The organism is Bacteroides sp. MSB163 (assembly GCF_036416795.1).
Lineage (GTDB): Bacteria > Bacteroidota > Bacteroidia > Bacteroidales > Bacteroidaceae > Bacteroides > Bacteroides maternus.
On the sequence record NZ_CP143867.1, the window covers coordinates 3731400 to 3753233 of the forward strand.

A 21834-nucleotide genomic window follows, 5' to 3' on the forward strand; every position below is an offset into this window, starting at 1 on the left:
GAATTAAATGTTTATACCCTGTCCTTTCTTTTTAAACGGTATCCTTGTTTTCACTTCCGTCTCCGGGAACCTTGCATTATCCGGTCGTGTAACCAGCAGCGAGACAATCCGTTCCTGCTCCTTTGAGAGTGGCGCACGCATCAGTTGCAAGTTTCTCAGCCGGTTAAAGTTTCTCAGTGTAGGTGCCATGTCGCACCGTTTCGTACAAATCCCGTATCGGAGTATATCCGGCGAAGCTGTCTTGCAGTCCCCGATTTCCGCCCGAAATTCCGCATCCAACGGTGCCACCTCATGGAACCTCAATTCCTCCGGCTTTCGTTTCCCGTCGAAAAAGTATCCGGTCAAATCGTTCAGAAACTCTTCCAATGCCTTGTCCCCTTTGTCCGTTTTTCCCAGTAGCAACACCTTCTGTCCGTATTCTACTGCCGTACAAGTAGGAAAAACGGCCAGTCCGTTCCTTATCACGTCCCCGTTCATTCCGAAACGGTGCCCCAACCGCTTGTAGTCATCATTCTCCAATAAGACCGTATGTTCCGCCGATGATGACAGTTGTACGATACCCCTTTCCTCACAGAATGCCGCATCCCGCAGTCTTACCACACCCGAAGGATGAATCCTTTCCCGTTCCAATACCGGCGTGAGCCGTTCCAGATAATTCGCATTATCCGTTCCGAGTATGGGGGGAATCAGACTTTTGTCTCTGAAGTCGAAACGGAACATTCAGTGGTCGGGTACAAATTCCCTGCTTGCAGTATGAAACCGTACGTTGTTGCTGATATATCGGGAGAATCCTTCTTCTCCCTGTCCCCGCATACTTAAATAAACGGGGCGGTAAAAAGCATCCAACGTCATATACAGACTGCCGCTTTCCACCGCTTGCATTTTCTTTTCTTCCATAAATTCTATATGATTAGTTGTTTCTTTTCCTTTTTATCCGGAGTAATGGAGGCCACATGCTTTGCCTGCCGTTGACCGTTACCCCGTTTCTGCGCAGGAACTTCCCGTATGGGGCCTGTATCGATTGATTTACCTGTCTTTTGTTCTTTAGAACGTTGATAAGAAGCTGTTTGCATTCTTTCTTTTTTTTCCATCCGGTTGATACTTCCGCCCAACTTAAATTCCCCGTCCGTTATATGAAACTCCGATTGCAGAATATCCCTTGCCATTACCTTCGCTTCCGTCTGCAAGGCCGCATAGCCGAAATCATGTGACGACATTGGCACCGATTGCCGTGCCTTGATGCTGTCACCCAACTTTTCAGCCAAATCTCGGAACTCATACTCATAACTGAACGGATGAAAATAGTCTGTCGTCACATGACCGGCATACCCGTTTTCCGAAATATAAAGCAGAGAGGCCACGTCATAATTACGTGGCGAAATACCCAGATTGAAGTCCTTCGTCAACCGGTCAAAGTTACTGTAATCCGGTCTTAAATCGTATTTGTCCGTGCAGATGGCACCTTCCAGCATTTCTTTTCCTGCCAGTTTCTCAGAAGTAAAGCTGAACTCCGATTTACGCAGTTGCATATCGGCACTGCGCAAATCGCTTTTCGCCAGTTTGTCGATGCAGTTGTCCGCCAGTTCCGCCACTTGTCGGGAAGGTGTCTCTATCTCATACAGTTTCAATGTTTCCGCCCCTTTGGTCATATTGAAAAATCCATCCGCCAGATATTGCAGATAGCTGTTGCGGGCTTTCATACCCTTTTCGTTGTCCGAGAAGAACAATACGCCCTCATCCGTCGCCACGGCATACACTCGCCACTTTTCGCCCGACAGTTTTTCATTGTTCCAGCCTTCCGCCTCGTTATGCCGGATAAACTCTTTATATTGCTTGTCTTTTTGCAGTGCTGTGGATGATGCCCGGCGGCTGAACAGTTTCAACCCCGTTTTCAGCGTATAGGCCGCATCCCTCAAAGGAATCTGCCTTCCCGTCACTGCCTTGTGTCTATGGATAGCCGGAACCAGAGTATGAAAATACCAGTCCGCCAGTTCTCCCCGTCGGGAAGGTATCTTCCCTTTATCTGCGAAATCTGCTTTTAGAATCGTTCAGCCGGGTAGGTAGCCCCGTTTGTCGAAGCTCTTCACCATCTTCCCGATATAATCCTCATACGCTTTCGGTACGGCATCACCCGTGTGTACATCCACCGGGGTATTTTTTTCGTCCAGCGTGATGAACACGCTCCCTGGCCCTCCCGCTGTCCGCCCCGATAAACGGGTTATCCAGCGGGTCGTCCAATCTTTCAGTAATCCCATAATCTTGATTTGTTTACAGAAGTTTTATAGATGCAAAGAAAGCGCTTTGACCGTCAATCTGCAACACAGCGGACACACAAGTCACCTTTTGGCGGCTGTTGGCGTGCAAACTTTACGCCAGCCGTTCGTCCAACATCTTGATATAGCTTTTGCGAATAGAGTCAATAAAAGGAGTGGAAACCGTACAGCGGTCAAACACCTTTCCCCGCTTGGTGTATAAGGCATTTATTTTCAGGTTAAAAGCATCCTCGAATACTCTGATGACATCTACAACAGTAAGTTTCTTCCCTTCCGCGCAGTCCACAACCCCGGCAGCCATCAATGCGGCCACTAATTCTATCAGGTCATTATCCGTACCGTTCCAGCGAAGTGTTGATTTCCGTTTATTACCCTGCCGGTGAATTTCCATTTTCATACTGGTGCCACCTGCATGATAACGGAAATAATCTTTCGTTATTTCTATCTCCGTTTCCAATAATGAAAGAGTCTTGCTGATAAACACATCGTAGAGTACATGTCGTCCTCCTTCCATGACGTTACAAGTCTGTTGCATAAAAAAAAGTTCTATTTTTGTGTAGTTCAACCGTCTTAATAGCTTCATTCTATCCTCATCTTGCGACAGTTCGGCAAGCTGATTTGCGAAATCGTCATAGGCGGCAGGTAAATTTTCCGACATAAGTTCAGAGCCTGTCATGTAATAGGTGAACATATTGAATAGAAGAGTATTTGTCAATGTTCTCATAGCGTTAAAATTTAAAGTTTAAAACTGTCCGGTTTTCACCGTCACTTGTCATAACCATAAAGGACAAGTGATATGCCACAGAAAAGCTAATATATTAATATATTGATAACTAATACATTAAAATTTGTTATCCCCAAAACGTGTCTGCATTTATTATCCCCATCAGACACAATGTGTTCAGAATTATGGACACATTCAGTTTAAACCGTATTTTTTCAGTTTCAAATAAAGCGTACTTCGGGATATGCCCAGCAACCGGGCGGCTGCTTTCCGGTCATTACTTGTAGTTTCCAGTGCTTTCACTATCGCTTCCAATTCCGTACGCTCCATATCCAGCCGGTAATCATCCGATGGTTTTATCTCCACCGGAAGGTTGATGTCTTTAAGTGTAATCCATTCATCCTGCGCCAATACACACGCACGCCTCACCACACTTTTTAACTCACGGATATTGCCCGGCCATGAATAAGCCTTGAAAGCCTTTTTCACGTCCCGGTCAAATTCCTTTATCTCCTTGCCAAGTTCCTCGTTCGCATAGGAAAGAAAGAATCCGGCTAACGGAATAATATCATCTGTACACTCTCTCAATGACGGAACATGAAGCGGAAATTCGTTCAACCGATGGAACAAGTCTTCCCTGAACCGCCCCTCGCTTATAGCCCGTTCTAAATCCTCATTGGTGGCTGTAAGCAGTCGTATGTCCGCTTGTATTTCTTCCTTTCCACCAAGAGGTCTATAACGTTTCTCTTGCAAGGCACGTAATAGTAATACCTGAGTTTCCATGTTCAGATTACCAATTTCATCCAGAAACAATGTCCCATGATTGGCGGCAGTAAACATACCGGTTTTATCTTCAGTTGCTCCCGTAAAAGTACCTTTTTTATGTCCAAACAATTCCGATGCGGCCAGCTCCCGTGGTAATGCCCCGCAATCCACCGCTACAAAAGGAGCGTCCGAACGTCTGCCAAGTGCATGTATCCGTCGCGCCACCCATTCCTTACCTGTGCCCGATGCGCCACGTATCAATACGGATAAGCTGTCTGCGGGAGCTATCAAACGAACCATCTCCTGAAGTTTTACTGCCAATGGACTTTTACAGACATAAAAAGCCTGCTCCGGATTTCTCCTTTTCTCCCTGCGTTCCAACAGTTCACGGATGACATCAAGTACTTTTTCTGTTTGTACGGGTTTGGGAAGATAATTGTCAGCCCCTTTCTTTACAGCTTCGACAGCACCAGGTATATCTCCATATCCTGTCATGATTAGAAAAGGCATACGATATCCATGTACCCTCATCCATTCGAGTAGTTCCACACCATTACAGTCACCAAGGCGGAAATCCGACAAGACCAGATCTACTTCGTGATCGCTTAGAAATTCTTTTGCGGAATTTACTGACAGCACGTAACGGGCATCCATCCCGTTTTTTACCAGCCAGTTGGCGGTAGTACGTGCATATATCCGGTCATCTTCTACTACCAATATGGTTTTCATCCGGTTCATACTTTAATTCTTTCGCTTTTTTTACGGCCTGTTCCACTGCTTCCATCAGTCTTTTAATACGGGCGTCCAATTCCTTACACCATTTTTCAGAGGATAGTGAAGCCATCTCTTCCAGTTCATTCAAGGGTACATTGATACGAATCATTCCCCATAATGGAGCAGCTTTGTGTATGATATGCCTCAATTGCATATAATTTGCCGTTTCCAAAGCGTCCTGCATTTCAGAGAGTTCCTTTTCCGTGTCCTCTATGAACATATCCAACAGTTCCCTCGCATTTTCTTCCCCCTCCACGATAGTTGTAAAATTCGTCCTGTCTATACTTGAAGTAACCGAAACTAATTCTCTTTGCGAGAAAGGCTTATACAGGCAGTCCGCAAAACCTGCATTTCTAAAATACTCTGGATTTTTGTCCGCTTGTGCGGTTACCGCCAATACGGGAAGTGTCTTTGCTTGTCCGAGGTTACTACCCCGGAGCAAGGTCAGTACCCCGTAGCCGTCCATTTCTGACATTCTCATATCCGTCAACACCAGGTCATAACGATTACGGCGTAATGCCGCAATCAGTTCACTTACATTCAGGCAACAATCACATTTCACCCCATGACGTACATACATCTTTTGGATTACTTCAAGTTGTATCCGGTCATCATCTATTGCCAGTACTCTCATTCCTGAAAGAACGCCACATGCCAAAGAAATCTTTGTAGTGCCGGTCTTTCCATTTGTCTCACGCAAAGGCAGACATACCTCGAATGTGCTTCCATGTCCCGGTGTGCTTTGGACATGGATAGTTCCCTTCAGCAATGTCACCAATTTATGTGTTATTGCCAATCCCAGTCCGAAGCCTTCTTCCGCATTTGGCGCTTTACCTCGTTCAAAAGCGGTGAATATCTGTTCCTGGCTTTCCTTATCAATACCTATGCCCGTATCTCTAATGAAGAAGGATAGCTTTCCGACCCGGTATTGTGCGCCTACTTGTACATATCCGGCACTGGTAAACTTTACTGCATTTGAGATCAGATTATTGAGTATTTGCACCAACCGCCCGCAATCCCCCTCAACAAGTATATCAGAATCTATCACTTTTATTACCAAGTCCAACCCTTTCTTTTCCGCTACCGATAAGAATGAGTGGGCAGCATCTTCAATTGTCTGCCCCAAATGAAAGATTTCTTTTTCCGGCTGTTCCTTTTCCGCTTCCAGCCTGTAATAATACAGCAGGTTATTTGCCAACCCAATGACATGGCGCGAGGCATGCAGGATATTCATTGCATACCCTTTGCTCTGTTCCGGACTTTTTTCATCTCGTAATAATTCTGCATATTCGCTGATAGTACCGAGCGGTACACGGAGGTCATGGCTTACTGTCAGTATAAGATTACGGCGTGCGGCCAGCAGTTCACGATTCCGGCAGTCAGACGCTTCCAGTTTCAGCCGGTATTCCTGCCTCTTTCTTATGTCCTGATGGATAAAAAGGTAAAATATCACTATTAGCAGGATGGCGATAGCGGCTATAAACAGAATGATACGAAATGATTGCTCCCTTAATGCAGTAATTTCTTCTATTTCTTTTTCCGCTTGCTTGATAACTACTTGTTCAAACTCACCAATAAGTGTGTTTATTTGTGAGTTCAGTTCTGTGTTACGCCATTGCAAACTGTCGGAGTAAGTGGTCAGCTTATTCCAGTAGTCGGTATATTGTATAGACATTTCTTTTTGCAGGGAATAAAGTTCCCTGGTTATTTGCTGGGATGCGGACGGCTGTTTCGTTTTTTCCTTTTGGTATGCATAGGCCGATTTTTCTTCTTTCTTTTTAAACAAACCAAGGAAACCGCTCCGTTTTTTCTTCTCCTTTTCTGATTTGCCCGGTAGCAATGGAATATGCATTTGTAAAGCGACAGCAGGTATTCTCCGTTGGAACAGACTGTCAGAGCGCAGTAAATCCGAAAGTGTATTCATCACTCCGAGCAACAGTGCCTCTTTTTCTTGTAAGAGCGAAGATATTGTGTCGATTTGTGCATGTTGTATGTCGGATGGATAGTATCGTTTCAGTTCGTTCAAAGTGGTGGTAGCCATTTCACGCTTCATCCGGTATTCATTGAATTTGTCCCTGTCACGTAATAGCAGGAAATCATCAGAAAAGGAGAAGTCAAGCAGTTTTTCAAAAGTTCGGTTCACGGCTTCTCTTTTTTGCCTGATAAGTAATTCGCCACTGTTCAACATTTCCATCTTCTGATGTTCCAGCCACACAAGAGAAACAATGATAGTAAGGAATATGAGTAACAACACATATCCGGTAATAATTTTTAACCGGAGAGATACCGACGAGTTATTTATTTGCATTTGTTCTGTTTTCATTCTAATTATGCCATGATACGCGTTTTGTTTAAAGTAAAATCTGTGATTTTGACTATAGTTCCATTCTGGTATCAGATAAAATCAATACTCAAAGCGGAAAAATATTCTTTTTGGACAGCAAGGTCTTAGTACCATAGTTTGTATCCCTACATCAATTTTTATATTCTTATTTCCCTCCTAATGCATGATATAATTTAATCACTCCTTGTATCTTACCAAATATATTCTGCACTTGAGTCTGTTCGGCATCAAGAAGTGATTGCTGAACAGTAAGCACTTCCAAATAGGTTGCGCCGGAATGACATATCAGCAGTTCTGTCTTCCGTACAGCTTCGTTCAAAACAGAAACGTGACTTTCACCAATTTCAATTTGCGATTTTGCCGTCTGCCATGCGGTCAAAGCATCGTTTACCTCTTTTCCTGCATTCAGCAATGATTGCTGAAACAACAGTTTGGCTTCTTCCTGACGGCTTTTGGCTATCTTCAAGTTGGCGATATTCGCACCCCGGTTGAATAACGGCTGTGTCAGGGAACTGATGGCATTGAGCAACCATTGTCCGGGATTTACGATTACACCACCGCCATTATTAGTCCATCCAAGAGTCCCCGAGAGGGTAATATTGGGATAAAAGGCGGCATGGGCCGCATTGGTGGCGTAGAATGCCTGCGCCAGTTCCATTTCAGCCTGACGCACATCGGGGCGGTTGGAAAGCAGTTGCAAAGGGACTCCGATAGAGACTGTATCGGGGAAAACTGCCTCGACCAGATTACTTCGGCCAATCGAGTGTGACGGCATGGCAAGTATCGCAGACAGGGCGTTTTCTGTTTCGGAAATACTCTTGCGTATGGATAACAGGGATGCTTCAAGTCGCATCACGTTCGCCTTTGCCTGCAATACGCCGGCTTCGTTTGATTTCCCCACTTTTTTCAACGCTTCAAGAGTACGTACGGTAGTCCGCCAGTTCTCCAAAGTCCGGTTGCTTATTGCCATTTGTGCGTCAAGCATGGCAAGGGTATAGTAACTGTCTGCAATAGTGGCGACAAGCTGTGTATGTACGGCTTGCCGGTAGGCACGGCTTCCTTGTAATGCGGCGGCTGCACCACGCTTTGCCGCCGTAAGTTTGCCGAAGATGTCCAGTTCCCAACTTGCCGATGCTCCCACATTATATGTTTTTGCCGTTGCTCCGTCATGTTTGTTGGCATTACCTTCGGCAGTCAGTCCCAGTGATGGAAGATATGATAGTCTGGCAGTCATCAGGACGGCTTCTGCCGCTTCCACGCGTAACCGTGCCACATTGAGGTCTGTGTTCCGTTCAAGTCCAGTTTCAATCAAGGACTGGAGTTTAGGGTCGGTAAACATTTCCCGCCACGACAGGGACGCGATGGTCGTTGTATCAATGTCCACTGGTACGTCCCGATACAGATTCTCCATTGAGAGGTCAGGACGATGATACCGGCTGTATGTGCCACAACCGGCAAACATCCATCCCGACAATATGATATATATTACTGTCTTCTTCATTTAATTATGTTTAACACGTTCTTGGATATATTGGAATACAATAAATAATGACGGCACAAGGAACAACAGAGCCAAAGTACCGACAATCATTCCGCCGATTACACCCGTGGCAAGCGAACGGCTGCCGTTGGCACCCACTCCGTGAGCCAGCATCAGCGGGACAAGGCCGAACACCATGGACAACACGGTCATCAATATGGGGCGCAGACGGACTTTTGCCGCACTGTATGCCGCCTGTGCCAGCGTCATGCCTTCCGACCGCCGCTTGCCGGCGTATTCGGTAAGCAGGATGGCGGTCTTGGCAAGCAGACCGATAATCATGATCAGTCCGGTCTGCATGTAGATGTTGTTCTCCAGACCGAAGAGCCACGCGAACAGGAAACTGCCCATCAGTCCGCAAGGCACCGACAACAGGACCGCGAATGGGATGAACACGCTCTCATACAAGGCGCACAGAATCAGATAGACCAAAACCATGCAGAGCAGGAATATAAGCGTGGCATTGTTGGTCGTCTTGCTTTCCTCACGCGAGATACCGCCAAACTCGTAGGTGTAATTTGCCGGAAGCACTTCGCGTGCCGTCTCACTGATGGCTTCGAGCACCTGCCCTGAACTGTAGCCCTTAGCCGGAGACCCGCTAATCGAGATGGCGTTGAACAGGTTGAAACGGGTGAGGTCTGACGGACCGTTGGTCTTGGTCAGGCGCACGAACCGGCTTAATGGCGACATGCCGCCATCGGAGGTGCGCACATACATGTGATGCAGGGATTCCGCATTCAGGCGATATTCCGCCGGAGCCTGCATGGTCACATGGTAGAGCTTGGAGAACCGGTTGAAGTCGGAAACATATTGTCCGGTATAATAGCCCGACAAGGTGGAAAGCACGTCTGCAGGCGAGACACCCGACTGTTCGCATTTCGCGGCATCAATATCCACCCAGTATTGCGGATAATCCGTGGCAAAGGAGGAATAGACTTCGCCTATTTCGGGTCGCCGCGACAAGGCGTCGACAAACTTGTCCGCCTCTTCCTTGAAAGTGGCGATGTTTCCGCCCGCCTTGTCTTGCAAATAAAGCTCAAAACCGTTTCCCATGCCGTACCCGGCAATCATCGGAGGCGACATGGCAAACACCGTGGCATCGGGAATATCCGAAGTGGCGACATAAATCTTTCCGATGACGTCATTGACCGACTGCCCCTCTCCCTTGCGCAGATCCCAGTCTTTGAGTGTAACGAAATACATCGCCTGCGAGGGACCTGAACCGCTGAAAGAGAAACCGGCGACCGCACCGCTGTATTCAATCTCACCGATGCTATCAAGACGGCTGTTGATACGTTCCATCACCTTACTTGTCTGAGCCATGGACGTGCCGGGTTTCGTATTCATGCTCACCATGACCGTACCGGTGTCTTCTTCAGGAATAAGTCCCGTCTTTGTGACATTGACCAGCAGCACCAGCAACCCGAAAGAGACGCATATAATGCTCCACAACAGCCATCGGCGGTGGATAATGAACATCACTCCACGTACATAGCGTCGGCTCAGACGGTCGAAGACAGCATTGAACGCTTTTCGGAAACGGGCTGCAAAATTGTTCTTGGTGTTGCCGTGCTCGTCGATATAGGGTTTCAGCAACAGTGCGCAAAGTGCCGGTGAAAGTGTGAAGGCATTGACTGCCGAGATACCCACGGCAACAGCCATCGTGATACCGAACTGCGTGTAGAACGCTCCCGAAGTCCCGCCCATCATGGCAACGGGGAAAAACACGGCCATAAAGATGATGGTAGAGGTCAGGATAGCCGAAGATACCCCCTTCATCGCATCATCGGCAGCAAGAACCGCAGACTGATAGCCCTCATCGAACTTCGCCTGCACCGCTTCCACCACCACAATGGCATCATCGACCACGGTTCCGATTGCAAGCACAAGCGCGAACAGGGTGAGCAGATTGATGGAAAAACCGATTATGGACATCACGGCGAATGTGCCGATGATGGAAACGAAGATGGATATGGTAGGGATAAGCGTTGACTTGATGTCCTGCAAGAACACATACACCACCACGATGACCAGAAGTATCGCTTCTAGCAAAGTACGGATGACCGAGTGGATGGAGGCATACAAGAACTTGTTGGTATCGGTAAGCACCACGAATTCTGTTCCTTCGGGTAAGTCTCGGCTGAGGTCGTCAAGTACTTCGTGAATCTCCTTGATGGTGCTTGAAGCGTTGGACCCGGCTTTCTGGTTGATGAGCATCATGGCTGCCGGATGCCCGTTCACCTCGGAGGAATAGTTGTAGTATTCATCGCCCAGTTCCACATCGGCAACCTCTTTCAGCCGAAGTACATTGCCGCCCGGCAGTGACTTGATGACCAACTCACCGAACTCTTCCGCGCCGGACAAGCGTCCGCGGTATTTCATCGTGTATTCATTGGCGGTAGGATGATTGGCACCAAAGGAGCCGGTGGCGGCCTCGATGTTCTGCCGTGCGAGTACGGCGGATATGTCATCGGGGATAAGCCCGTATTGCGCCATCTTGTCGGGTTTCAGCCAAAGTCGCATACTGTAGTTGGAACCGAACAGCTGTGCCTTTCCCACGCCGCTGATACGTTTCAGCCTCGGCTCGACATTGATTTTCACGTAATTGTTCAGGAAGGTCTGGTCGAAGCGGTCATCAGGCGAATAGAGCGCAAAAGTCATCAGTTCGGCATTCTGCTGTTTTTCGGTGGTGACACCGGTTTTGGTGGCTTCCGCCGGTAGTTGGCTCAGCGCGCCGTTCACGCGGTTCTGCACGTTTACCGCCGCCATGTCCGCGTTGGTTCCCTGTTTGAAATAGATGTTGATGGAGGCATCGCCTGTATTCGATGCCGTGGAAGTCATATAGGTCATGTCTTCCACTCCGTTGATGGCTTCTTCCAGAGGGGTTATCACAGCCTTCTGCACGGTTTCAGCGTTTGCGCCCGGATAGGTTGCGAATACGTTGATGGTCGGAGGTGCGATGTCGGGGTATTGTTCCACCGGCAAGGAAAACATGGAAATCATGCCCAACAGTACGATTACCACCGAGATAACGCCCGAAAACACCGGACGGTCTATAAAAAATCGCAGGTTCATTTCGGTTCGTTTTTAGGGGTTATGCTCATGCCTTCTCTCACCAGTCCCACGCCTTCGGCGACAATAGTATCACCGACCGAGAGTCCTTCTTTTACGATAAACCGGTTGCCGTCGTTCAGGCGGTCTACCGTGAGATAGGCGGCTTCCGCCTGTCCGTTTTTCAGACGGTAAGCGATAATCTTGTCTTGCAGTTCCACGGTGGCGGTCATGGGGATGGTTACGGCCTCCGTTTTCGGGTTTTGAAGGATGACATTGCCGATGCTGCCACTCAACAGTTCGCGGTCGGGATTGGGGAACAGGGCTTTGATTTGTACCGTTCCGGTAACAGGGTCCACCACGCCGCTTACGGTTTCGATACGTCCTTTCGCCTTGTACAGGCTGCCGTCGTTGAGTTGCAGGCCCACTTCCGGCGTCCCGGCTATCATGCTGTCAATTGAACCATAGCGAGCTGAATATCGCCGTAGCATATTCTCCGAAATGGAGAAATAGGCATACATCTCCGCATTGTCGGATACGACCGTGAAAGGCTGCGCCATATTGGGACCGACAAGCGCACCGATACGATAGGGCAATGTGCCTACCACTCCGTTGCTTGGGCTTTTGATTTCCGTATAGGAGAGATTGTTACGTGCATCCGATTCTTGTGCCTTTGCCTGTTCGAGTTCGGCACGGGCCACTGCCAGTTGGTTCCGGGCGAGAGAAAGCTCGTAGTCGGATATGACCTTCTCGTCAAACAACGACTGCTTGCCCCACAGCTCGATTCGTGCCGTTTCCGCTTTTGCCTGTGCCGCGCAGACATTGGCCTGCGCCGTGCGTAATGCCGCCCGATAGGGCACTTGGTCGATTACTGCCAATACTTGACCGGTCTTCACCCGTTCACCCTCTTTCACGTACAACCGGATAATGCGCCCGGATATTTGCGGCATGATGTCCACATCCTGCCGTCCGCGTATGGCGGCGGAATAGGACTCGGAGATTTCCACCGGACTTGCCGCGACCTTTATGACCCGATAACTCTGCACCGCATCCTGTTTGCCGTCCGCCTGCCTGCATCCGGTCGGCAGGAATAGCATAAGGGCAAATGCGGCGAAATTCGTGATAATGAATTGCTTGTTCATATTTTCTTCTTGTTTTGTATTAATTCATAATAGGTTTGGTGTGTCACCACTGACGGATGGTATTCCACTCTTTTTCGAGAATGGCATAAACACAGGTATCTTCATATTTGGGGGAGCCGTCAGGATTGTTTACGAATGTCACAAACTCTTTGAAACATCCTTCGCGGCGCATACCAAGGCGTTCGCATAAGCGTTGGGAGCGGATATTGTCATCTTCCACAAACCCATAGATACGCCGTGCGCCCGCCTCCCGAAAAAGATAATCCAACAATCCGGTAGCCGCTTCACAAGCGAATCCTTTGCCTTCAAAACTTTTGTTGAAATGCCACCCCACATTATAAGTATCTTCATTCTCACGCAAAGCGAACACGTCACCGATAATAAAGTCATCTTTTTTCAGACTCACCGCATAGCGCAGCATGTCTTTCGGGGAATACTGCATATATGCCCATGCCGCCTCTCTGGAACAAAGGCGGTCTCCGGCAAAGCAATTCACACGCGGATGGGAAAGATACTCCAACAACCCTTCGGCATCCTTCTGTTTGAAATTCCGAATGATAATTCGTTCGGTTTCGATATATATTTCCTTTTGCTCCATGTCCTGTGGGATTATTTGCAAAACGTACCAATCAAAAGCGACAAAGCGATTGCCGCAATGACAATTGCTTCAATCGCCATGATTGCAATGAACATATCTATTGACAGCCGTTTAATCGTTTCGATAATCATGTTATTTATTTTTTAGGTGCAAAATTATTTCGTATCCGAGGTCGTTACAATCGGAATACAATCGAAACGGAGAAAAACACGCCTGAAACAACAAAAATGACTTCCGAAGTATCGGCTATCGTAGATCTTTCAATTTATCGAATCGTATTATCCGGTCAGAGATTACTTGAGATTGCTGCATCCGTAAAAGTTCATCCGCAGATATATGCAAGGTGTCACCGTCTATTTTTCTTTTCGGACTGATGGCAATGCCCGGCTTCCGAGGGTCAAGAATGCTTTGACCAATACCGCTCCATCGGAATTTTTCCAGACCGAGTAAATTCAGAAGAGTAGGATATATGTCAACCTGTCCCATAACTTTGAGATAGTGCATCGGCACAGGAGAGTTCAATACTATAAATGGTGTGAACTCGTCTTCGGAAATTATTCCTTTCCCTGCCTTTGTATGGCACAGTTCTTTCCGGTGGTCTGCCAAGCCCTCGTGGTCACCGGTTATCACGACCATTGTACGTTCATATTCGGGACGGGTTTTCAGATATTCCACGAATTTTCCGATAGCTTCGTCTGTATAATGCGCCACTGTCATATAGTCTGCCATGATTTCGGGAATCCGATTAGAGAAATGAACGGTTTTAAGCGATTCGGGCATCTTGAACGGTGAATGACCGGAATAAGTGACCATCTGGATAAATACGTTTTCACCGGAGTGCCAAACTTCTCCTTTTTCAATCTTTTCCCTGCATTGGGCAAAAAATGCCTTATCACCCAGTCGCTTCCGATTTCCGAATGTTTCTGTCATTCGGAAATCGGGATAAGAGATAATTGTGTCTATCCCGAAACTCCGTGCCACTGCTCCTTGGTTCCATGTCTTTGTCTTGTCCACCGTGAGAAGATAGTTACGTGCGCCTTTCAGTTCCTTCATAGCTTTGGGCAAAGTGTGGTATGTATTGAAAGGGAAACGGCAACTGTATGCGCCGGTCTGCAATGGCAACAGACCGGCAAGCATAAGCAGCTGGGCGTCAATGGAACGCCCTCCGTTGACTTGTGTAAGCACATGGGGCGCATACAGCGTAGACGGTTCTTTGAGGAGCTTGTTAAGGTAAGGTGTGATTTCCTGATTTTCGACCGTAAGATTCAACACCCAACTTTCCAGTGATTCAGCCAAAATAAGGATGCAGTTGTCCCTGCATTCAATGTCCGGTACGGGAACAAGCGGCGGTCTCCCGGAGAGCCAGGTATGAATCTCACGCTCCTGTTCTTCTGTAAGTTCGGGCAACTCCTCCGCATAATCAAAATAAAGTGTGCTGAACAGCGTGTAGAGTGGCGGGCCACTGGCGTGTTGATGTGCGGATGACCTCAATGCCCTGTATATCGCAATGAAACCTCCCCGGACGGATAAATTGATACTTAACAGGACACATGAAGAAATCAGCAATACGAAGTATGTCCGTCTGCTAAATCGCAATGTGATTTTCTGCCGGCAACCTATCCGAAATGTAAGGAATACGGTGACAACAGTCGAAATGGGGAACAACCAATCGCACCATCGTAATGAGGCGGTCACGCTTGGCAGGAAGTCTGCAAGATTTCCCGCCAACATATAACTTGACAGAGGAATGGCTGAAAAGTAAGTACGGTAATACATCAGGTTGGCAACCATCCATATATCTAGCACAGCCATGACAAGTACGCCTGCCGCAATATGCCTTGTCAATATATAAGGGACAGACACCAGAAGGGTTGCCACAAAAGCAGTGGCATACGATTCCCAGCATGAAAAAGGTGTAAAGGTGGTGTAATAACACCATATTGCATTGAACAGGAGAAACTTGAAAAATATTCCTGCTATTGGAATAACGGACAGCATCCTGCTACCCATTTCATTCTTTTCTTGTCTATTGACTGTCATTCGCCTTTATATATTCTTTCCAATAGTTTATTACCCAACAAGGGACGATAATGTCCTGCTTCATAATAGTTGTGGTAATCTTCTGTAAATTCGTTAATGCCGCTGAAATCATACACATTTTCTTTTCCGAAAATGCCTTGCAAGATTTCTCTGTCATCCGGGTGCAGTTTTTTCTGGTTATAATCCGGACTGATTAAGATACGTATTGAGGTGCCATGACGGTGAAGGACTTCCATGATTTCATCCAATACCACCCGTTGCCTTTGGAATATAGCAGGTTCAGCTATAGTAGCAGTGCCATTCCGTTCGGGAAACTCTTTTTTACGCTTTTCCCAATACACCTCACCTTCCTGTTCTATCTGCTTCTCACGAGGATTGAACGCATCATTGTTCTTCGAATCACGTATCTTTCCATAAGGGTTCATCCGCTTCATGTCCGGTTCTATATTTCCTGTTATGCGGTATTGCAAGTATGGAAACAAGAAATCAGGCATTGCAAATGCCTGTATGAACTCCAGTTGTACGGCAAACGGATTACGTCCCGATATATCAGCCGGAAGTATATGGCTGGAACCCGTCAAGAGGTAAAAACGTGAAAGGGAGGTCCGGTCAAGAATCATCAGCACGTTTTTTATTTCTGCACCTTCATGGTCAAGGGCGTGGAGTTTGAGACTTATCGCTTTCATGCTCTCTGCATTACCGAAGAGCCGGATGGCACGATCACTGGAATCAAGATATTTTTCCCATTCTCCACACAGAAATGCCATAGTACATGAATTGCCCAAAATGAAAGAATTGAAATGCACACTGTCATCATGGTTCCGGTATATCTGCCAACCTACATGCTGTTCGTTGAGCGAGACGTCAGAGTCAAAGACATCGTATTTGCGAAGCACCATGAAAGGATCATCGTAAACATAAAGGGCAATCAAAGCCCAAAACGGTATGGCGAACAGCACCGATTTTCGGACAAGGCGAAGGAAAGCCTGTCGTTTATGAAGGTTTTCGCCAGTAATAGTTTCCTGTATATTTTCCATCAGAATTGCAGATATATGAAGTTTTCCGTGCCGAACTTGCCATAAGCGAACACGGCAAACACTATTAAATAGTACACTGTCCAGCGAAGCACGGCAGGCTGCTTCTCAAAACGAAGGTGCAAGTCGCCTTTGGACATAAAAAAATCATAAAGCAGCATCAGCAACAATGCGGCACCTGCCACGATGCAGATGTGGTCGGACATACCGATATTGATCTCTTTCCAGCTCGCATGAGTCTGAAAAGAGATATTCCGCAGGAAATAGAATGCGTCAGAAACGGACTGTGCCTTGAAGAACACCAATGATACGGCAAAAATGAAGTAGGTGCGGATGACTGAAAGCGTAGCAAAAAGCCGTTCCCCAATATGGTTCCTTATCTTGTTTCGTATTCTTTCTGTCCTTAGTTCCCATACAATCACAAGCCCTTGCAAAAATCCATAGATGGCGAATGTCCATCCAGCACCGTGCCATATACCCAAAGCAACAAATGTTACCATAAGGCTTGCCGCCACACCCCATTGTCCCCAACGACGTGTGACTGATGACAGGGGGAGAAAAAGATAATCCCGCACCCAGGAGGAAAGGGAGATGTGCCAACGACGCCAAAACTCAGCCGTGGTTTGCGCAGCAAAGGGATGCGCAAAGTTGGGTGACAGTTTCAATCCGAACAACATTCCTATTCCGATCGCCATATCCGTGTAGCCGGAAAAATCGGCATAAAGTTCGATGGGATAGAGAAGGCAGGCCATAAGCAGTTGCACACCTGATGCGGTGTGCATCGAACTGAACACACCATCAATATAGGGTGCTATATGATCGGCAAGTACCAATTTTTTTACCAATCCTACCACAATCAGTTTCAAACCATAAGTCATCATGGAATAGGATGCCGGAGAGAGTTTTCGGACTTGCGGAAGCAAATCAGCGGACCGCTCAATGGGACCTGACAGGAACTTCATAAACAGAAACATGTAAAGCTGGAAATCTATCAGCCGGCGTTCCGCCTTTTCTTCCTCCCAATAGACTTCCGTCAAGTAACCAATGGCCTGAAATGTATAGAACGACATTCCCAATGGAAAAATAAAACCTGAGTCTCCGGTTAGCCGGTTGGCATACCTGAAACCAATCCAGCAGAGGACAAGACAGGATATGCTGCCCCAGTAAATCAAACAGGAACCTCTTTCTTTCTCACGGGCTTGCTCAATAAGTATCGCTGCGCCGTATGTAAAAAGGCTTACAACCAGTGCCGTGACAAGGAATACGGGATTGAAGTATCCGATGAAAACTCCGCTTGCCGCAAGCAGAACAAACTTCCGTCCTTTATCACTGACAAAATGGTATAATGTGAAACAAAGCAGGAACAGCAGGACAAATTCAAGGGAAATGAATGACATTACTTTTTCCTCCTATTCCTATTTGGCTTTATTCTTGATGGTATGGCAAAGATCGCCCACATTTTTCAGTTTCACTATCTCGCGGAACGAGAAACGCACACCGAACTTATTCTCTATCTCTGTGATTAGTACCATATTGGTCAGCGAATCCCATCCGTCCACATCGTGGGCAGTAGTGCTTTCGGTCAATGTGATGTCGTCTCTCTTTAACACTTTTCTGAATATTCCGTTCAGTATCTCCAATAATTCTGTTGTATCCATATACTTAATTTTTATTTATTGAGTGATGTACTTTAATAGTTGGTTCCGGTCAATTTTGTTGCTGTTGTTTTGTGGAAAACAAGGGATGAAGTGGATGCGTCGGGGCACCATATAAGGCGGCAGATGGCTTTGCATATACCGTTCGAGGCTTTCCGTATCCTCCGCCTCCTTTTCTACGGCAAGGTGCAGTTCGCAACTTCCGTCCGTAGCATAAACCGGCAATACTACAGCGTTACGGCCATGCCTGTAAAACGCTTTAACGTGGTATTCAATTTCACCCAATTCTATTCTGAAACCTTGTATCTTTACCTGCGTGTCTTTACGACCACAGTAAATAATATCCCCGTCAGCATCAGCTTGACAGAGATCTCCGGTACGGTAATAAAGTTTTCCAAAGGGATTCGTAACAAAACATCCGGCCGTCTTTTCGGGAGCACGCCAATATCCGCGCATGAGTTGCGGTCCGGCAATCCACAATTCACCGGTCTCTCCGACAGGAAGTTGCTTGCCCGATGGGGATACAATCATGTAGTCCATATCCGGAAAAGGCTTCCCGATTGCCGCCATGCCGTTATGGTGTTTGGCTCCTTCAGCCGGGATAACATACGAAGTACAGTAGATGGTGGCTTCGGTCGGTCCGTAGAGGTTGATTACTGTGGCATTGGGTATGCAAGGGCGAAATTCGTCGAGCAGACTCACGTCAGTGGCTTCGGCAGTGACTATGAGATAGCGTAAGTCCGGGAAACTGATTTCCCCGAAATAAGGACGTGATAATCGAAGTATGGAAGGAGCCACTGCCGCAAACGTAAGGCGATGGCGTTCCATGATGTCCAGTACGTTCAGGTATTTCATTCCTTTCTGCGGAACAGCATAGACACACGCCCCGAGGGTGAGGGGATAAAGAAACGACACGACGGAGACATCGAATGTCAGTTCGAACATCTGAAGCATACGATCGTTTTCGTCCAACTCCCATCCTAAAGCGCGATAAGCCTTGTAGAAAGCATTCAAGTTTCTCCGGGATATAGGAACGCCTTTGGGTTCGCCCGTACTTCCTGACGTGAAGATGATGTAAGCAGGCACGTCGGAATTAACGTCATACGTCACCACGCCGGAATGTGAAGTTTGCCGGTGTGAGGAAACACACACCCGACCGGCACTGATGTCAGGAGGAAGTATATTGCCGTTCTCTCCATTGTAAAGCAACAGGCCAATGCCGGATTGCCGGGCTATCCTACAGTTGCGTTCTGCCGAATAATCGGGATGCAACATAACGTATGTTTTTCCGGAAAACAGTACCGCCAAAATGGATGCGTAGGTTTCCATACGGTTTTCAGCCGTGATGCCAATAATGTCTTCTTTGAGATTTCTCAGCGTTTCACAAATGCTTCCTGCCAATCCGAACAATTCCTGATAGGTATAAGTCCGATCGTCAAGAACCAGTGCCGGACGCATGGCATAACGATTTGAAGCCTGGACTATAGCAGCCAGCATATCTGCATCATTATTCTTCTTCATAATTTGTATGTTCTCTGTTTATATTTTCTTGTTCCGTTTGCGGCTCATGCAGCACTGTTTTTTCTTTGTGGATACCGGGGGCAGTGCCAAGCATCCACAAGAAATGAGGAAAAGGCAATATCAGTTTTACGGTGTTTCCGTTTTTTGTTGTTTCCATCTTTCTTTTCAGCATAATGTAACTGTTCTCTTTTGAAAATCTGCCTTTGGGAGAATGCGTTGATGACACCAGAAGTTCCAACAGTTTTTCAGATGACTCTTGTTCTTCTTTTATAAGTCTTAAAGAAAGCGGATTCTCCATTTTGAACTATTGACGTTATTTAATAGTATATCCAAAACTTAGGTAAGGATACAATAACGGGGTCTTATATAATCCATATTTATCTCCAAAATTATTACTGACCCTTATCCGTAGCTGCATGAACGGCAATTTGTCATGCAAATAACTAATAAAAAGACAATTGTTAATACGACTCCTTTTTCGATATCCCATTACTCCATTCATTTTTGTTAGCAAACCATAATACATAACAATCCTATTGGAAAGAAAAAATACATGCGTTTCTTCTTCCTTTCCAATAGGATTTTTTGATACTTTATTTTACTGTAACTGAAATAGTTCCAGCTTTCTTATCCTTATCAGTAACAGTCACTGAAGTGCTGCCAGCCTTGACGCCTTTGATAATAATCTTTCCATCTTTGATTGTGACTGTGGCAATTTTCGTGTCCTTGGCGGTTGCTGTAAAAGGAGCGGAACCACCTTTTACAGTGACAGTCTCTTCCTTCCCGGCAGTTACGGATATAGACTTTTTATCGAAATCAAGTTCGGATGCCATATCTTTGACCATCACAGGAACCTTTCCTGTAAGTTTCTTTGAGTCTGAGATGAGTATGGTCGCTGTACCATTTTTGACACCGGTAATTGTAATAGTGTTCTTGTCTGCTTTAGCTGTTGCAATCTTGCTATCACTTGAGGTCACTGTAAATGGAGCCGTGCCACCGCTTACAGTCACCGTTGCTGTTTTACCGGGAGCCACTTCTACCTTAGAAGGGGTGCACTTGAGATCTGGAACTTTGGGGTCATCGTTCTTATCGCAGGAACCCATGGTTACTGCAAGAACACAGGCGAAAAACGCCATAGTGAATTTGATAAATTTTACTTTTTTCATTGTTCTTTTTTTTAAAACCTTGTTGTTTTGTTGAACGCTCTTTTATGCAATTGCAAAACAAAAGTAGTACTTCAGTGTAAGCTCTTCAATTACATTTTATCTAAAACGGCGAAAACAGCATCCGAAACGCCATATTTATTATTTGAAATAACTTTCTTATGGATTTTGCAATCTTGTTTTAGATTATCGCATAATCATATGAACTTTATTTTATGGGCTGTTTAATAGTCACCGTCACTTGTTCTGCCTTGTTGGACGGATTGTATAGCAAATGGCTGCACGAACTCATACATACCACGCACCCGCATAGCAGAATCCATACTGTAATAATCGTTATTTTGCTTTTTTTCTGTTTCATATTTGTCAATGATTAAAGAATAAACCTTTCAGGATTTGCTGGAACATCCCACCAAAATCAGCGTTTATTTCGCTGCCGTTATGCTTATACGACGGACGTATAATCGGCACAGTCCATTGTTGGTGGAACAAGTTGTTGCCATAACTTCTCATGCCCACATCCATTGTCCATCGTTCTGCCAAATCAAAAGACAGATAACCGCCATAATGATAGCCGTCTAAACACCTCTTCGGTTTCATATCCAACAGGTATGTGCGATAGTATGTACCAAAGAGATGAAGCGATGTTTGGGGATAGAATTGATAGGAAACATCGGTTCCAATCCCGAATGTATTGCTACTCGAACGAGGAATACTCAGTTTGTGCGCATAGAGGCTTATGCCCAATTTCCATCTCTCGTTTGGAGAATATGCCGTTTTAACTTCAGCATAGTTCGATACGCCAACTCCTATGATGTTCTCCTGTCTGCCATGTCCCAAAATATTCACCTTGTCAAACCGATGAATAACTCCGCCAACGCGATATTCGCCTTTATGTAAGGATGAACGGTCAACAGGGATTCCTAACGTGTAATCAGGGCGAAAATTCAAAAGCATTTCAGGCTTTTGGGGAATGATACCAAAATGTGGAGACAGAAATGATTTTCCATATTCAAAAAATGGCTGTTTGGTGGTGTCTATGTTTGATACAATCCGTTTTGTACGGTCAGGGAACAGCGTAAGGCTTTCTTGCCCGTACAATCGGGAGCAAACGGACAACATAGCCATGATAATGAGAACCACACTATATGCCGCCAGATTAATACCGCAAATTTTCAATTTCTGTTTCCACATAACGGTTCTTATAGTA

19 protein-coding genes are annotated in these 21834 nt (G+C 46.3%); all 19 read right to left on the reverse strand.

Translation table 11 applies throughout. The annotated features are described in order from the left end of the window. Positions 1–3 precede the first annotated feature (3 nt). Positions 4–720, reverse strand: a complete 717-nt coding sequence (locus tag VYM24_RS13960; RefSeq protein ID WP_007655511.1) for a DUF6047 family protein — start codon at positions 718–720, stop codon at positions 4–6. After that, positions 721–897 carry a hypothetical protein gene (locus tag VYM24_RS13965; RefSeq protein ID WP_009860284.1) on the reverse strand — a complete coding sequence of 59 codons (177 nt, stop codon included), beginning with the start codon at positions 895–897 and terminating at the stop codon, positions 721–723. It abuts the gene before it with no gap. A gap of 5 nt (positions 898–902) precedes the next feature. Then, complete coding sequence (locus VYM24_RS13970; protein WP_330940268.1) at positions 903–1937, reverse strand: DUF6047 family protein; 1035 nt, start codon at positions 1935–1937, stop codon at positions 903–905. Between the two features lie 430 nt (positions 1938–2367). Beyond that, a complete protein-coding gene (locus VYM24_RS13975) occupies positions 2368–2997 on the reverse strand; it encodes an RteC domain-containing protein (RefSeq protein ID WP_330940269.1) in 630 nt (209 codons plus the stop codon). A 195-nt stretch (positions 2998–3192) separates the two neighbouring features. Further along, entirely contained in the window at positions 3193–4491 is a 1299-nt protein-coding gene (locus tag VYM24_RS13980) for a sigma-54-dependent transcriptional regulator (RefSeq protein ID WP_330942254.1), read from the reverse strand. Beyond that, positions 4463–6844: a hybrid sensor histidine kinase/response regulator gene (locus tag VYM24_RS13985; protein WP_330942255.1), complete on the reverse strand. Its 2382-nt coding sequence runs from the start codon at positions 6842–6844 to the stop codon at positions 4463–4465. The genes VYM24_RS13980 and VYM24_RS13985 overlap by 29 nt, the downstream gene beginning before the upstream one ends. A 181-nt stretch (positions 6845–7025) precedes the next feature. Then, positions 7026–8381: a TolC family protein gene (locus VYM24_RS13990; protein WP_330940270.1), complete on the reverse strand. Its 1356-nt coding sequence runs from the start codon at positions 8379–8381 to the stop codon at positions 7026–7028. Next, positions 8382–11495: an efflux RND transporter permease subunit gene (locus VYM24_RS13995; protein WP_330940271.1), complete on the reverse strand. Its 3114-nt coding sequence runs from the start codon at positions 11493–11495 to the stop codon at positions 8382–8384. It abuts the gene before it with no gap. Next, positions 11492–12613 (reverse strand): efflux RND transporter periplasmic adaptor subunit, encoded by a 1122-nt coding sequence (locus tag VYM24_RS14000; RefSeq protein WP_330940272.1) that lies wholly within the window; start codon positions 12611–12613, stop codon positions 11492–11494. The genes VYM24_RS13995 and VYM24_RS14000 overlap by 4 nt, the downstream gene beginning before the upstream one ends. Before the next feature lie 43 nt (positions 12614–12656). Further along, positions 12657–13196, reverse strand: a complete 540-nt coding sequence (locus VYM24_RS14005; RefSeq protein WP_330942256.1) for a GNAT family N-acetyltransferase — start codon at positions 13194–13196, stop codon at positions 12657–12659. A 261-nt stretch (positions 13197–13457) separates the two neighbouring features. Further along, positions 13458–15251 carry an LTA synthase family protein gene (locus VYM24_RS14010; protein ID WP_330940273.1) on the reverse strand — a complete coding sequence of 598 codons (1794 nt, stop codon included), beginning with the start codon at positions 15249–15251 and terminating at the stop codon, positions 13458–13460. Then, a complete protein-coding gene (locus tag VYM24_RS14015) occupies positions 15248–16288 on the reverse strand; it encodes a histidine kinase (RefSeq protein ID WP_330940274.1) in 1041 nt (346 codons plus the stop codon). The genes VYM24_RS14010 and VYM24_RS14015 overlap by 4 nt, the downstream gene beginning before the upstream one ends. Further along, entirely contained in the window at positions 16288–17682 is a 1395-nt protein-coding gene (locus VYM24_RS14020) for an MBOAT family O-acyltransferase (RefSeq protein ID WP_330940275.1), read from the reverse strand. Before VYM24_RS14020 ends, VYM24_RS14015 begins: the two co-directional genes overlap by 1 nt. Positions 17683–17700: 18 nt before the next feature. After that, entirely contained in the window at positions 17701–17943 is a 243-nt protein-coding gene (locus tag VYM24_RS14025) for an acyl carrier protein (protein WP_013611724.1), read from the reverse strand. Positions 17944–17958: 15 nt separating this feature from the next. Continuing rightward, entirely contained in the window at positions 17959–19461 is a 1503-nt protein-coding gene (locus tag VYM24_RS14030; RefSeq protein ID WP_330940276.1) for an amino acid adenylation domain-containing protein, read from the reverse strand. Beyond that, entirely contained in the window at positions 19448–19618 is a 171-nt protein-coding gene (locus tag VYM24_RS14035; RefSeq protein WP_330940277.1) for a hypothetical protein, read from the reverse strand. Before VYM24_RS14035 ends, VYM24_RS14030 begins: the two co-directional genes overlap by 14 nt. A gap of 436 nt (positions 19619–20054) precedes the next feature. Continuing rightward, a complete protein-coding gene (locus tag VYM24_RS14040) occupies positions 20055–20627 on the reverse strand; it encodes an Ig-like domain-containing protein (protein WP_007655484.1) in 573 nt (190 codons plus the stop codon). 205 nt (positions 20628–20832) lie between these two features. Beyond that, positions 20833–20985, reverse strand: coding sequence for a hypothetical protein (locus VYM24_RS14045; RefSeq protein ID WP_330940278.1), 153 nt, complete (start codon positions 20983–20985; stop codon positions 20833–20835). A 5-nt stretch (positions 20986–20990) separates the two neighbouring features. Continuing rightward, positions 20991–21818, reverse strand: coding sequence for a hypothetical protein (locus VYM24_RS14050; protein WP_330940279.1), 828 nt, complete (start codon positions 21816–21818; stop codon positions 20991–20993). Positions 21819–21834: the final 16 nt, after the last annotated feature.

Coding starts and splice junctions, on each gene's coding strand:
- VYM24_RS13960 (WP_007655511.1), bottom strand. CDS start 720: ATGTTCCGTTTCGACTTCAGAGACAAAAGTCTGATTCCCCCCATACTC.
- VYM24_RS13965 (WP_009860284.1), bottom strand. CDS start 897: ATGGAAGAAAAGAAAATGCAAGCGGTGGAAAGCGGCAGTCTGTATATG.
- VYM24_RS13975 (WP_330940269.1), bottom strand. CDS start 2,997: ATGAGAACATTGACAAATACTCTTCTATTCAATATGTTCACCTATTAC.
- VYM24_RS13980 (WP_330942254.1), bottom strand. CDS start 4,491: ATGAAAACCATATTGGTAGTAGAAGATGACCGGATATATGCACGTACT.
- VYM24_RS13985 (WP_330942255.1), bottom strand. CDS start 6,844: ATGCAAATAAATAACTCGTCGGTATCTCTCCGGTTAAAAATTATTACC.
- VYM24_RS13990 (WP_330940270.1), bottom strand. CDS start 8,381: ATGAAGAAGACAGTAATATATATCATATTGTCGGGATGGATGTTTGCC.
- VYM24_RS13995 (WP_330940271.1), bottom strand. CDS start 11,495: ATGAACCTGCGATTTTTTATAGACCGTCCGGTGTTTTCGGGCGTTATC.
- VYM24_RS14000 (WP_330940272.1), bottom strand. CDS start 12,613: ATGAACAAGCAATTCATTATCACGAATTTCGCCGCATTTGCCCTTATG.
- VYM24_RS14010 (WP_330940273.1), bottom strand. CDS start 15,251: ATGACAGTCAATAGACAAGAAAAGAATGAAATGGGTAGCAGGATGCTG.
- VYM24_RS14015 (WP_330940274.1), bottom strand. CDS start 16,288: ATGGAAAATATACAGGAAACTATTACTGGCGAAAACCTTCATAAACGA.
- VYM24_RS14020 (WP_330940275.1), bottom strand. CDS start 17,682: ATGTCATTCATTTCCCTTGAATTTGTCCTGCTGTTCCTGCTTTGTTTC.
- VYM24_RS14025 (WP_013611724.1), bottom strand. CDS start 17,943: ATGGATACAACAGAATTATTGGAGATACTGAACGGAATATTCAGAAAA.
- VYM24_RS14030 (WP_330940276.1), bottom strand. CDS start 19,461: ATGAAGAAGAATAATGATGCAGATATGCTGGCTGCTATAGTCCAGGCT.
- VYM24_RS14035 (WP_330940277.1), bottom strand. CDS start 19,618: ATGGAAACAACAAAAAACGGAAACACCGTAAAACTGATATTGCCTTTT.
- VYM24_RS14040 (WP_007655484.1), bottom strand. CDS start 20,627: ATGAAAAAAGTAAAATTTATCAAATTCACTATGGCGTTTTTCGCCTGT.
- VYM24_RS14045 (WP_330940278.1), bottom strand. CDS start 20,985: ATGAAACAGAAAAAAAGCAAAATAACGATTATTACAGTATGGATTCTG.
- VYM24_RS14050 (WP_330940279.1), bottom strand. CDS start 21,818: ATGTGGAAACAGAAATTGAAAATTTGCGGTATTAATCTGGCGGCATAT.